The organism is Acinetobacter sp. ANC_7553, from assembly GCF_056779895.1.
Map to the genome: position 1 here is coordinate 22,501 of NZ_JBWYIV010000019.1, position 13,636 is coordinate 36,136.

At 39.4% G+C, this 13,636-nt stretch carries 11 protein-coding genes; 7 read left to right on the forward strand and 4 right to left on the reverse strand.

What is annotated here, in order from left to right:
* Positions 1 to 619 precede the first annotated feature (619 nt).
* The 3 genes from AC1M9I_RS13455 (at position 620) to AC1M9I_RS13465 (ending at position 4,412) form a co-directional block, all read left to right on the forward strand.
* A complete protein-coding gene (locus AC1M9I_RS13455; RefSeq protein ID WP_035267939.1) occupies positions 620 to 1,825 on the forward strand; it encodes an acetyl-CoA C-acetyltransferase in 1,206 nt (401 codons plus the stop codon).
* A gap of 11 nt (positions 1,826 to 1,836) precedes the next feature.
* Entirely contained in the window at positions 1,837 to 3,969 is a 2,133-nt protein-coding gene (locus tag AC1M9I_RS13460) for a 3-hydroxyacyl-CoA dehydrogenase NAD-binding domain-containing protein (RefSeq protein ID WP_481595101.1), read from the forward strand.
* Positions 3,970 to 4,082: 113 nt separating this feature from the next.
* Positions 4,083 to 4,412: a hypothetical protein gene (locus tag AC1M9I_RS13465; RefSeq protein ID WP_179999860.1), complete on the forward strand. Its 330-nt coding sequence runs from the start codon at positions 4,083 to 4,085 to the stop codon at positions 4,410 to 4,412.
* 38 nt (positions 4,413 to 4,450) lie between these two features.
* Here the strand turns inward: AC1M9I_RS13465 and AC1M9I_RS13470 are convergent, their stop codons facing one another.
* Both AC1M9I_RS13470 and AC1M9I_RS13475 read right to left on the reverse strand, forming a co-directional pair.
* Entirely contained in the window at positions 4,451 to 4,879 is a 429-nt protein-coding gene (locus AC1M9I_RS13470; RefSeq protein ID WP_481595102.1) for a GNAT family N-acetyltransferase, read from the reverse strand.
* Positions 4,880 to 4,900: 21 nt separating this feature from the next.
* A complete protein-coding gene (locus AC1M9I_RS13475) occupies positions 4,901 to 6,112 on the reverse strand; it encodes a class I SAM-dependent methyltransferase (protein ID WP_481589547.1) in 1,212 nt (403 codons plus the stop codon).
* A 103-nt stretch (positions 6,113 to 6,215) separates the two neighbouring features.
* Here AC1M9I_RS13475 and trhA point away from each other — a divergent pair, with 103 nt between their 5' ends.
* Together trhA and AC1M9I_RS13485 are read left to right on the forward strand one after the other, a co-directional pair.
* Positions 6,216 to 6,854 (forward strand): PAQR family membrane homeostasis protein TrhA, encoded by a 639-nt coding sequence (trhA, locus tag AC1M9I_RS13480; RefSeq protein ID WP_481611152.1) that lies wholly within the window; start codon positions 6,216 to 6,218, stop codon positions 6,852 to 6,854.
* 141 nt (positions 6,855 to 6,995) lie between these two features.
* Complete coding sequence (locus AC1M9I_RS13485) at positions 6,996 to 8,306, forward strand: MFS transporter (RefSeq protein ID WP_035267948.1); 1,311 nt, start codon at positions 6,996 to 6,998, stop codon at positions 8,304 to 8,306.
* Between the two features lie 40 nt (positions 8,307 to 8,346).
* Here AC1M9I_RS13485 and AC1M9I_RS13490 read toward each other — a convergent pair whose 3' ends face one another.
* Complete coding sequence (locus AC1M9I_RS13490) at positions 8,347 to 9,357, reverse strand: metallophosphoesterase (RefSeq protein WP_481594009.1); 1,011 nt, start codon at positions 9,355 to 9,357, stop codon at positions 8,347 to 8,349.
* 99 nt (positions 9,358 to 9,456) lie between these two features.
* Here AC1M9I_RS13490 and AC1M9I_RS13495 point away from each other — a divergent pair, with 99 nt between their 5' ends.
* Positions 9,457 to 11,091: a phospholipase D family protein gene (locus AC1M9I_RS13495; RefSeq protein ID WP_481595114.1), complete on the forward strand. Its 1,635-nt coding sequence runs from the start codon at positions 9,457 to 9,459 to the stop codon at positions 11,089 to 11,091.
* Positions 11,092 to 11,130: 39 nt separating this feature from the next.
* On the opposite strand, the gene AC1M9I_RS13500 is transcribed toward AC1M9I_RS13495, so the two are convergent.
* Positions 11,131 to 11,925 (reverse strand): lysophospholipid acyltransferase family protein, encoded by a 795-nt coding sequence (locus AC1M9I_RS13500; RefSeq protein ID WP_481595104.1) that lies wholly within the window; start codon positions 11,923 to 11,925, stop codon positions 11,131 to 11,133.
* Positions 11,926 to 12,303: 378 nt separating this feature from the next.
* Here AC1M9I_RS13500 and hflX point away from each other — a divergent pair, with 378 nt between their 5' ends.
* Positions 12,304 to 13,635: a ribosome rescue GTPase HflX gene (gene hflX, locus AC1M9I_RS13505; RefSeq protein ID WP_092768502.1), complete on the forward strand. Its 1,332-nt coding sequence runs from the start codon at positions 12,304 to 12,306 to the stop codon at positions 13,633 to 13,635.
* Position 13,636 lies beyond the last annotated feature (1 nt).

Genomic DNA, 13,636 nt, shown 5'->3' on the forward strand with positions numbered 1-13,636 from the left:
TAAGATGACACTTACTGCAATCCTAATATCAATTTTGATTGGAATAGCGCTTTATTTTACAGTGTAAAATCGCACAGCTCTGTACCTCAAGCTGATATACAGTACACTTATAATATTGTCGGAGAAAATGCATATCAAAAAAATTTACTTAAAATAGCTGGTCAAAAAAAAGCTGTATCTAAATTTCATGAATGTACTGCTCATGTTCTGTCAGAACCATATAACCAATACGATCAAAATGCGATCACAGTTGAAATCAACGGATTAACCGTTGGCTATTTAAGTAAATTAGAATCTGAAAGGGCAGTTTATCAATAAAAAAGTGCCCGCTGTAATTAACGGTGGTTGGTATGTTGATAAAGATGATGAAGGCTCTTATGTTGTAAAGCTTGCCATATCAAGCGCCAAAGATTTGATATAGCTGAATTATAATCTAAGCATTCGCTTTATGAATTTTTTAACATTCATTAAAAATTTTTTCATTTCGCAATCTAAAACACTTAATTTTTCAGTGACCAAAAATATCAAACGACTCATCCGTTCTCGTCATTGCACAATCACATAGATCATCTACACTCAAAACACCATAACAATTTCAACCTATAAAAAAGGAACTATTATGAGCGAGGCTTATATCATTGATGCCATTCGCACACCGCGCGGAAAAGGAAAAAAAGATGGTTCTTTACATGAAGTAAAACCAATCACATTACTCACAACGCTGTTAAATGAACTTCAAACTCGCCATCAACTCGATACTTCTAAAGTCGATGACATCGTACTGGGTTGTGTAACTCCAATTGGTGATCAAGGCGGTGATATCGCTAAAACTGCTGCAATTGCAGCAGGCTGGAATGATGATGTAGCAGGCGTTCAAATCAACCGTTTTTGTGCTTCAGGACTAGAAGCTGTCAATCTTGCTGCACAGAAAGTTCGTTCAGGCTGGGAAGATGTTGTAGTTGCTGGTGGTGTAGAGTCAATGTCGCGTATTCCAATGGGCTCCGATGGTGGACCATGGGCACTCGATCCAGAAACAAACCTGAAATCTACGTTTGTTCCACAAGGGATTGGTGCTGATTTAATCGCAACTTTAGATGGCTACTCTCGTGCTGATGTAGATGCTTTTGCTGCAGATTCACAAAAAAAAGCAGCAGCGGCTCAAGCGAATGGTTACTTCAATAAATCAGTTGTACCAGTAAAAGATAAAGCTGGCGTTGTCGTTTTAGATAAAGACGAGTTCATCAAACCAACGACTACCGTTGAAGGCTTAGCCAAATTAAATCCAAGCTTTGAAATGATGGGCGGTATGGGATTTGATGCAGTCGCATTACAAAAATATCCAGAAGCTCAGAAGATTAATCACGTTCACCATGCAGGAAACTCTTCAGGCATTGTAGACGGCGCTGCTGTTGTTCTACTTGCATCTGAAAAAGCGGTTCAAGAACAAGGCTTAAAACCACGTGCCAAAGTATTAGCAACTGCGCTTGTCGGAACTGATCCAACAATCATGTTAACTGGTCCAGCACCTGCGGCACGCAAAGCTTTGGAAAAAGCTGGCTTAACCATTGATGATATCGATTTATTTGAAGTGAACGAGGCGTTTGCGGCTGTAGTAATGCGCTTTATTAATGAACTGAATGTCGATCCTGCAAAAGTCAATGTAAATGGTGGTGCAATTGCAATGGGTCATCCACTCGGTGCGACAGGTGCCATGATTTTAGGTACGTTGCTCGATGAACTTGAACGTCAAGGTAAAAAACGTGGCTTGGCTACACTGTGTGTAGGTGGTGGTATGGGTATCGCAACGATCATTGAATTGGTATAAGGAGAATAATAATGAGTGCAATTCAATTTGAAAAAAATGCTGATGGCATTGTTATTCTCACCTTAGACTCACCTAATCAGTCTGCCAATACCATGAATGCAGATTTCCGAGTTGCTTTGGAAGAGACGGTAACAAAACTGAAAGCCGAATCTGGCATTACAGGTATCATTTTTAAATCTGCAAAGAAAACCTTTTTTGCAGGCGGTGATTTGGATGAGTTGATTCAAGCTCAACCAGAACACGCCACTGAATTCTTTGGCATGATCCAAAAAATGAAAGCGGAATTCCGCTATATTGAAACCTTGGGTGTACCTGTTGTTGCTGCGTTAAATGGAACAGCTCTCGGTGGTGGTTGGGAAATCGCACTAGGCTGTCATGCTCGTATTGCATTAAATGATCCTAAAGCGAAATTTGGTCTACCTGAAGTTACCTTAGGATTGTTACCAGGCGGCGGTGGTATCGTGCGTATGGTACGACTGCTCGGCTTGCAGAATGCTTTTCCTTTCTTGATGGAAGGTAAACAATTTGGTGTAGAAAAAGCAAAATCTCTAGGCTTAATTCAAGATACGGCTGATTCTGAACAAGAGCTCATGGATAAAGCAATTGCTTGGGTTAAAGCAAATCCAAAATCTCAACAACCATTCGATGTTAAAGGATACAAAATTCCGGGTGGTACGCCATCATCACCTCAAGTGGCTCAAGTCCTTGCCATTGCCCCAGCAATGTTGCGTGACAAAACAAAAGGTTGCTATCCAGCCCCTGAAGCCATTATGGCTGCTGCCGTTGAAGGTGCTCAGGTAGATGTTGATACTGCATTAACTATTGAATCTCGCTATTTTACGTATCTGGCAACTGGTCAAATTGCGAAAAACATGATTGGTACTTTCTGGCATGGACTGAATGCAATCAAATCAGGTGAAAGCCGCCCTAAAGAGCCTTCAAAATGGCAAGCGACTAAAGTAGGTGTTTTAGGCGCTGGAATGATGGGTGCTGGCATTGCCTACTCGACAGCGGTTAAAGGGATTCAAGTCGTCCTTAAAGATGTATCGATTGAAAATGCGGAAAAAGGTAAGGCGTATAGTCAAAAACTGTTAGATAAACGTGTTTCACAAGGTCGAATGACTGCTGAAAAGCGCGAACAAATTTTATCTCTCATTACCCCTACAGCGAATGCATCCGATTTACAAAGCTGTGATTTAATCATTGAAGCTGTATTCGAAAATCAAGAACTCAAAGCTAAAGTAACTCAAGAAGCTGAGCAATATTTGGTTGACGGCGGTGTGATGGCTTCTAATACATCCACCTTACCGATCACAGGTCTTGCAACAGCAAGTAAAGATGCGAAAAACTTTATTGGACTGCATTTCTTTAGCCCTGTTGATAAAATGCAGTTGGTTGAAATTATTAAAGGTAAAGAGACTTCAGCTGAGACACTAGCTAAAGCCTATGATTATGTTCAACAAATTGGAAAAACACCTATCGTGGTGAATGATAGTCGTGGTTTCTTCACCAGCCGCGTATTTGGTACTTTTGTCAACGAAGGTTTGCGTTTACTGGCTGAAGGAGTACATCCAGCCAAAATTGAAATGGCTGCTTTAAAAGCAGGTATGCCAGTCGGTCCATTAGCAATCCAAGATGAAGTCGCACTAACCTTGTCTGAGCATGTGACCAACGAAACGCGTAAAGCACTTCAGGCTGAAGGCAAAGATTTACCACACTCCCCTGCTGAAGATGTTTTAAAGCAAATGATCCATGAATTTGGGCGTAAAGGCAAAGCTGCTGGTGCTGGTTTTTATGAATATCCAGAAGGTGGTAAAAAATACCTTTGGGATGGTTTAAACCATTGGACGAAAGAGGCTGATATTTCTGAGCAAGAAATGATTGATCGCTTCTTGTTTGTGCAATCTTTAGATACCTTACGTTGTCTTGAAGAGGGTGTTTTAGAGTCTGTCATTGATGGAAATATCGGTTCTATTTTTGGCATAGGATTCGCCCCTTGGACTGGCGGCGCTTTACAGTTCCTCAATCAATATGGACTCGCACAAGCGCTTGAGCGCGCGAATCAGCTTGAAGCGAAGTATGGTGAGCGTTTTAAAGCACCTCAACTCCTCAAGGACAAAGTTCAGTATGGAAAGTCGATCTGATTGATATAAATTAAAAACCTCTCTTCGGAGAGGTTTTTTTCGGTCTTGTCGATAAATATGTGTTATAAAGTAACATATTCTCAGATTCATTTTACCCAACTTGGTATAGCATTATGACTGATCATTCTTCACCAGAAAAATCTCCTTGGGGTTGGAAAGCGCTAATTATCGCGATCATTTTAAGTATTATATTTATGGTGATTTTCTATGTAGCCATTGAAAATGAACCTGACTATATGCCAAGTAAACAACGAACAGAAACCAGTGAACATCATGCATTCAAAGCATCACCTGTGATGTCTGAAGAAGCAGCAGCAAAAATAGAAGCCAACAAAGCTGCTCAAGCTAGTGCAACTGAGCACAATATGACTGAAGAAGAACACGCAGCAATGGGCGAACACAGTCATACACATGATGGTGAATCAGGTTCACATAGTCATTGATATTTGTGATGAAAAAACGGAGCATTGGCTCCGTTTTTTTATTCAAGCTGCATCGTCATATAAACATGAGGAATACCACAATCTAAGTATTCCTTACCGTGGGGCTCAAACCCTAAACGTTGATAAAATGGTAATGCATGAACTTGAGCAGAAAGATTCAAGGTTGGTCGCTTTTCCCTTTGAGCAAACTCAATTATAAATTTCATGAGCTCAAACCCAACACCTTTTCCTCGATAAGCCTTTATGACTGCTACCCTTCCAATACTATGGTTTTGAAGTAGTCGAGCCGTGGCGATTGCCTCACCTTCATGGAAAACAACGAAATGAATCGATGTCTCATCTTCCATATCCCATTCGTCTTCAGGTGAAATTTGTTGTTCCAGAATAAATACTTGCTCTCGTATCTGCATCGCGTAGCACTTTAATTGCGACCATGAACCTACTTGAACATCGAAGACATTACTCATGTGTTAATTCCCAAAGGGGTGTTAGCACTTTTCACCAATATTTTGTTGCTCCCACTCTCCTTTTAGAAGCAACTCTAATGAGTGCTTTTGAATACCATACATATTTTTTAATGCAATTATTTGATCTAACACTTGCTGATCTGGTGCGTTCAAATCTTTGCGCTTGGTGGCTAAAATCATTTTATTTTTGCTAGTATGTTCCAAAGCCACAAATTCAAAAACTTTAGTCTCGTAACCATAGGCTTTTAACAATAGCGCTCGAATTGTATCTGTCAGCATTTCAGCTTGTTGCCCCTCATGAATACCAAACTGCAACATTGGTTTTAATACAGAGGGACTTTGCATTTGAGGTCTCAACTCTTTGTGGCAGCACGGCGCGCACATAATCATTTGCGCATTCAATCGAATACCGGTATGAATCGCAAAATCAGTTGCTACATCACAGGCATGCAACGCAATCATGACATCGAGTTTTTCAGGCGAGTAAGTTCGTACATCTCCTTGGAAAAAATCTAAATGCTTAAAATCTGATTTACGGGCAACATCTTGACAGAATTGAACCATTTTCTCGTTCAGTTCCACACCTGTAACATAAGGATTATAATCATTTTTTTGTAAGTAGTCATACAGTGCAAAGGTGAGATAACCTTTACCTGAGCCAAAATCGACAACGTTGAGCTGCTGATCAACTTGAATTTGGTTTAATGCGCCTGAGCAAATCTCAACAAATTTATTAATCTGTTTCCACTTACGCGCCATGCTTGGAATAATTTGTTCTTTTTGATCCGTAATACCCAACGGTTGAAGAAAATAACTTTCTTGCTCAACAAAACGGTGTTTTTGACGGTCGTGTGATTTTTCAATGATCTTGGAGACTGAAGCCTTTTTACTTTGAGTTAAGATCGCTTTTTTCTTATTTTTCTTGAGCTGTAACTCGCTGTCCAATGTAAAAAGATTGGCTTGTTTGCATTCACTGACCAATTTACTCACCAACGGATCAGCTTCATCAATTGGAAAATTTTTGGTCACATCTTGAGTTTTAAAGCGATACAGAACATTCAGCATCCATTCATCTTGTAATCGAATCATGCGTAAAGTCATCTTCTCTAAAGCTTCTATCTCGCCCTGATACTGACTCAGAATCATACGATCAAAACGCTGAGAAGCTAATGCTTGATGAAATGCTTCAAGAAATTGTTGCTCTTGCGGTGTGGAGGATGCCGAAACGGTCATAAACAGTGCCAAAAAAAGAAATGCTATTAAATTTTAATGCGTCTTACGCGAAAAGCAAAATTCAATTACGATACAGATGTATAATTAAATGTGTAAGTGAACAATGAAAGCATCTCCTGCTTCGTATGATCCATTAGAAGAAAAAATTAATTTCATCAGTCATGCCATTGGTGCTGTCTTGGCCGTCATCGGTGCCATTTTATTGATTATAAAAGGTGCTGCTTATCCTATGGCACAATGGATCGGGCTTTGGGTCTATGGACTTAGTTTAGTTCTACTCTTTACGGCGTCTAGTCTTTATCATTTTGCGGAAACACCTGAGCGTCGGGGTTGGTTTAAAAAATTGGACCACACGGCTATTTATTATCTCATCGCAGGAACATACACGCCTTTTCTATCTATAGCTTTACCAACGCAAAAAGCTCACTATTTATTAATTGCACTTTGGGTAATTGCGGCGATTGGCACTTTATTTAAATTGGTATTTATTCACCATTTTCAAAAAATATCGCTTTTTGCCTATCTTGCAATGGGATGGTTAGCATTACTTGTGATCGATGATATGCGTACATATTTATCTGATCAAAGTTTAAGCTTACTTATAATTGGTGGCCTTGCTTACACCATAGGCGCATTGTTTTATGCTTTAAAAAAGGTAAGATACACTCACGCTATCTGGCATATTTTTGTATTGATAGGTGCAGGATCACATTTCTTGTCTATTTATCTTTACGTGCTATAACCACTTTAACTACATCGTCTAGCAACCCTAACACCGTAGAGCGAGTTGGTATTTCGTATTTTTTTAAGAAATTACGCCTTTTTTAAAAAGATTACGCTATTAAATCTAAGTTTTTTATTTTTAGTAAGTGTAAGGTCTCTCATGGCGTCTAATACAGCATCACAACAAGCTCAACCCGCAAACTCTAAAACTCGGGTATTAACTGCAAGTCTCGTTGGTACAACCATCGAGTTCTTCGATTTTTATATTTACGCAACAGCTGCAGTCATTATTTTCCCCTACTTGTTCTTTCCAACAAGTACAGATCCTATGACAGCAACGATTCAATCATTAGCAACTTTTGCAATCGCATTCATCGCACGTCCTATCGGCGCCGCACTATTCGGTCATTTGGGAGATCGAATCGGTCGTAAAGCAACCTTAGTGGCAGCCTTGCTAACCATGGGACTTTCTACCGTTGCGATTGGTTTACTTCCAACCTATGCGCAAATTGGCATTGTGGCACCCTTACTTTTAGCTTTGTGCCGATTAGGTCAGGGCTTAGGTTTAGGTGGCGAATGGTCAGGTGCAGTTCTACTCGCAACTGAAAATGCGCCAGAAGGCAAACGTGCTTGGTACGGTATGTTCCCTCAACTTGGTGCACCTATCGGCTTCATCCTTGCCACAGGCTCTTTCCTTACGCTTGGGGCATTCATGAGTGAAGAAGCATTCATGTCATGGGGATGGCGTATTCCATTTATTTCAAGTGCCTTATTGGTGATTGTAGGCTTGTGGATTCGCTTAAAGTTGCATGAAACGCCAGCATTCCAAAACGTGCTTGATAAACAAAAAGAAGTGAATGTCCCTTTTGTACAAGTTTTTAAAAAGCATTCAAAAATGCTTGTACTCGGAACGATTGCAGCCATTTGTACTTTCGTAGTTTTTTACTTAACCACTGTATTTGCATTGCAATGGGGTACAAAACAATTAGGTTACTCTCGTGAAGAGTTCCTACAACTTCAGTTGGTTGCAACGCTTTGTTTTGCAGCATTTATTCCCCTTTCTGCAATTTTTGCGGAAAAGTTCGGTCGTAAAACCACTTCGATCGCGGTGTGTGTAATTTCTGCTATTTTTGGTATTTTCTTTGCGGACATGTTGGAGTCAGGAAGCACACTGATTGTGTTCTTATTCTTATGTATTGGTCTTGCGATTATGGGCTTAACCTATGGTCCAATCGGTACGGTACTTTCAGAAATCTTCCCGACATCGGTGCGTTATACTGGTTCGGCGTTAACATTTAACCTTGCTGGTATTTTTGGTGCATCTTTCGCACCTTTGATTGCAACGAAATTGGCAACTGAATATGGTTTGTCTGCAGTAGGCTATTATTTGACGGCTGCATCAATCCTTTCACTGATTGCTTTCCTGATGATTCGCGAAACGAAACATGATGATGTGAATAATCAAATTTGATGTTTTCATCTAAAAAAACCGGCTTAAGCCGGTTTTTTTATTAGCTGAGTTCAATGATATCAATCATCGGTGGTACTCTGAATCTGAATGGGACACCTACCATGCCAGTACCTACGGACACATAAACATTGGCATGTTCATGCTTATATAAACCACGTTTATGACCCAAGATAGACACTTTTTTCATGATGTAATCTGTCAACCACGGAAGCTCCACTTGTCCCCCATGTGTATGCCCTGACAACATCAACGGATGAGTTGGCAATTTTGGCACCATATCCACCGTATCCGGATTATGTGACAGAATTAACCACGGCTTATCTTGTGGTAAATCAGGCATATCCCTCATGTCGGCCTTACCTGCCCACAAATCCCCCACACCAATCAATCTAAACTCATCAAACTCAACAATCTTACCTTCAATATCCATCACCTGATTTGAAGCTAGCGCATCTTTTAATAATGCCTGAATTGGTGGACCTGGATATTGCTCATCATGATTACCATTCACAGAATAGACAGGCGCTTGGATTTCTCTCAATACTCGGAGCTCTTCTGCCAGCTTATTTTCTGGTTCGTAGGTCCAATCTCCTGCCACAACCACTAAATCTGGTTGAACTTGATTAATCTTATTTACGATAATTTTCAATTGTCTTTCATGCCCAGAAAACAATCCAATATGTAGGTCTGCAATTAATGCCACTTTAATCGGACGTTTAAAGGGTTGCGTTGAACTTAACTTGTAACTCAGGTTATTCACTACTACACGATGTGGCTCAATGAAACGTGCATAAATCAATATACTGCTCAACAAGAAAATAAACACACCTTCATGCAATGAAAATATACCTTGCCAAGTAGCAAAAATACTAAAAAACCACAACGGAACAAGTAAATAAGAAAGATAAAATGCCAAGAGATGAACAAAGGCTTTAAATGGATGTATGGTTTCAGTTCGAGATTGGCTCATCCATGCTTGCGTGACTCCCCAAATAGCGAAGAGCGAGAAAATAATATAGAACGCAGCAAGGATGTTATTTGTTGTCCACATATTCAATCTCTTTCATTAAATCAGACGAATAATCTGAGTGGTTCATTTATCTTTTAAATGGTGCTCTTTATACTTTAGCACACTGAGTTCAAAGAATAGATTATGCAAGCAAATCACATGAAAAAGAATCAATCTCAACAATTGAATCGCCAAAAGAGTACATCTTTTAAAATGCGCTTCATCATGAGTTCATGTTTGGTTCTTGCTTTACCTGCATGCTCAACTTTACCTACTCAACAAGCTATTGCACCTCAATATGCGTACGACATCGACACTCATGACACTTCATTGGCGCAAATTGTCGAACCTTTGAAAATTAAGAATCCTGAATTAACAGGTTTTCATGTTTTATATGATCCAATCGAAGCGATAGCTGCACGTTTTCAATTAATTGAGAAAGCTGAGAAAACACTCGACCTTCAATATTACATTTGGGATAACGACCGTGTAGGTGCATTGGCTCTTTATAAAATCATTCAAGCTGCTGATCGTGGTGTAAAAGTCAGATTGTTAATGGATGACAACAACGCTAAGACGATGGAAAGTATTTATCTCGCGTTGGACCAACATCAAAACATTGACGTAAAGTTATTCAATCCTTATAAATTCCGACGCCTTAGACCCGTTGATATGATTTTGGATCTGAAACGTATCAATCGACGGATGCACAACAAAACGTTTACAGCTGACAATCAAATTACCCTGATTGGCGGCCGAAATATGAGTAATCAATACTACAATGTCAGTGACCGATATCAATTTTCAGATGTCGATGTCATGCTTGTCGGTCATGCAGTAAGTGATATTACCCACTCATTTGATGAGTACTGGAATCATGAATATGCCTATCCAGTTAAAAATATTGTCAATCATCAACAATATACATTGCGCTATGAAGGTTTAAAACAGCAACTGCAAGAGCACTTTGATGATGGTGCTGTACGTAGTTATGTTGAAATTACTCGTGAATCTCATGATTTTGATCGTTGGCTCAATCAAGAAATTAAGCTGGATTGGGTGAAAGCAGAAGTTATCAAAGATTCACCAGAAAAAATCAAAGCGAAAGCAAAGAAAGAGGAACATCTCAACTTTCAACTGGTTGAACGCTTAGAGAAACCAGAAAAAAGTGTCGATATCATTTCCGCTTACTTCGTTCCTGAACGCAAGGGTGAGCAACGCTTAAGTGCGATCGCACAAGATGGCGTTAAAGTTCGCGTACTGACCAACTCTTTTAAAGCCAATGATGTTGCGCTTGTACATGCATTTTATGCGAAATATCGTCAGGATTTACTGCAAAACGGCGTAGAGTTATATGAGTTCCTCCCTGCTTTGCCAGAAGAATTCCAAAATAAAAATAATATTGAAATTTCTAAGCAGTCCAAAGTGAGCCTTAAAGGGCTGAGTCGCTCAAGCCTGCATGCAAAAATGATGGCTTTGGATGATAAGCAAGTATTTATCGGATCATTTAATTTTGATCCACGTTCAGCCAATTTAAATACTGAAATTGGCGTCATTTTAAACAGCCAACCCCTAGCGCAAGCTGTGCATAAAACCATGGATCAGAACCTAAAAAAATATGCCTATAAATTAGTTCTAGATTCACAAAATAATATTAATTGGAAACAAGCGACACCTGAAGGTATTAAAATCTATACCAAAGAACCAAAAATGAAATGGTGGCAAAAAGCAAGCTTGAAAGTTATCTCATGGTTGCCAATCGAAGGATTCATGTAAGAGCAGGGATCATCATGATCCCTGCTTTGCTTCTAATGATTAAGCTTTGAGTACTTTTTGATGTAATGCTTCCAATCCTTCCTGCATTCTGAGTTGCACTTCTCTCGTTAAGCTTTCTACTGTATGCCCAGTAACATCAATCGTGGGCAAGGCTGTTAAATGTGCAACGACTTGAGGCATTTCCAATACCGCTTTGAGATGCGCGGCAAATCCGATATTTCCAATGAAGGGAGCAACCTGATCTAACTCCCCCTCTTGATTGACATAACAGATTAAACAAACTTGCACTGGTTTTTGAGCCTCGATGGCTGCAGCTAAAATTCTTCCATGCACTTTTTTGACTTTAGTTCCATCAGTCGTGGTTGCTTCTGGAAAAAATAAGACAGGGATATTTTGCTTCAAAAATTCTGTGATTTGCTCTTTAATACGGACCGAATCTCCTGAACCTCGTTTAATGAACAGTGTTCCACCACCCTTGGCAAGTTTCCCAAAAATCGGCCAATTTTCAATTTCTGCTTTTGCTAAGAAAAATACACGCGCACTCGAACCTAATACAGGAATATCTAACCAAGAGATATGATTGCTCACCCATAATGCGGGTTCACGAGGAATGTTGCCATGCACTTGTAAATCGATATTAAAAACTTTGCATAAGCGACGGCAAAAATGTTGTACATAGCGAGTATTGTTTGGATTATTCGGATTTTTATACATTTGATGCCTAAAAATTAAATAAAACCCTTCAGTGACAGCAGCAGTACCTGAGATGATTTTTTGGCTATATAGCGCTGTTTTTGAAAATAAATTGAGTTTTTTAGGCGTTAATGTTGTCATAAATTATTTCACTAAATAATAACAGGCGTTATCCACTATAGCTCCATTCTATACTGAGCTCACCAGAGATGCATTGATTATAAAAACCGTATACATAGATTTGAAAATTCAATTTCAATTCAAATACCCAATAAAATATAATTTTTAAATCGAATTTATAGATTTAAAAATTATGCAAACTACAACTCAATCACCATCAAATCAAGTCATTCCCATCTGGTCGGCACTCTTCTCATTGGCATCAATTGTCGGTGGCGTCTTTTTATTTATGCTGGCGTTTATACTTATGTTCAAAACTGCTTTAGGTTAATTTAAATCTATTTCCCTCAATTGTTCAATTTCCTCTACACTAGAGTTTTGATGTGGAGTATTAGCTGAGTGGAAGTTACTGGACAAAATCAAGCAAATGAACGTGCGGTCTTGGTGAGTGTTAATGTCCAAATATTAGAAGATCTTGATCAAGAAGAATTTCGTTTATTGGCCAAATCTGCTGGTGCAGAGATTCTTGAACATATACAAGCTCAACGTATTAAACCTGACCCTAAATTTTTTATTGGTTCGGGTAAAGCTGAAGAAATCGCCGAATTTGTTGCAGCGGTAGAAGCTGATATTGTCATTTTCGATCATTCCCTCACACCATCTCAAGAACGTAATCTCGAGCGTGTTATTCAATGTCGTGTCATCGATCGTACTCGCCTTATCTTAGATATTTTTGCACAACGCGCACGCACACATGAAGGTAAACTACAAGTTGAATTGGCTCAGTTAGACCATCTCGCTTCACGTTTAGTGGGTGGTCGCATGGGCTTAGATGGCCAAAAAGGTGGTATTGGTTTACGTGGTCCAGGTGAAACACAATTAGAAACAGATCGTCGTTTACTTCGTCTCCGCATAACCCAGCTCAAAGACAAACTTGAAAAAGTCCGCCAAACACGAATTCAAGGTCGTGCAGCGCGTCAAAAAGCGTCTATTCCAACAGTGTCTCTAGTCGGTTATACCAACGCAGGAAAATCCACCCTATTTAATATTCTTGCTGAAAGTGATGTGTATGCAGCAGATCAATTGTTCGCAACTCTTGACCCAACTTTAAGAAGATTAAATTGGGATGGCATTGGAACATTGGTCTTGGCTGACACAGTGGGATTCGTTCGCAATCTTGCACACTCGTTAGTAGAGTCATTCAAAGCAACCCTTGAAGAAACACTTGAGGCGACTTTGCTTTTACATGTTATCGATTCAAATAGTCCAGAAAAGCTTGAGCAAATTGATGCTGTTGAAAAAGTCCTAAAAGAAATTGGGGCTCAAGTGCCAATACTACGCGTATACAACAAAATTGATCAAACGGGAGAAGAACCTAAAATCATTTATGCTTCTCCCAATTTGCCTGATCGAGTCTATGTTTCAGCACACTCAAGTCAAGGTTTAGATTTACTGCGACAAGCCGTTCAAGAGTGTTTAATGGGGCAAATACAACAATTTGAACTCACACTCAGACCTGAATATGGCAAATTACGCAATCAACTGTATGAATTAAATGTGATTCAGTCTGAACATTATGATGATCTAGGTCATTTGATTTTAAATATTCAAATTGCGCCACATAAATTAGAGCAACTTATAAAACAAGCACATTTACCAATTGATCAAATTCTTGGTGATAAGGCGCAACAATTTAAAAGACCTTTAGAAGAGTTTGAAATCAAATCATAAA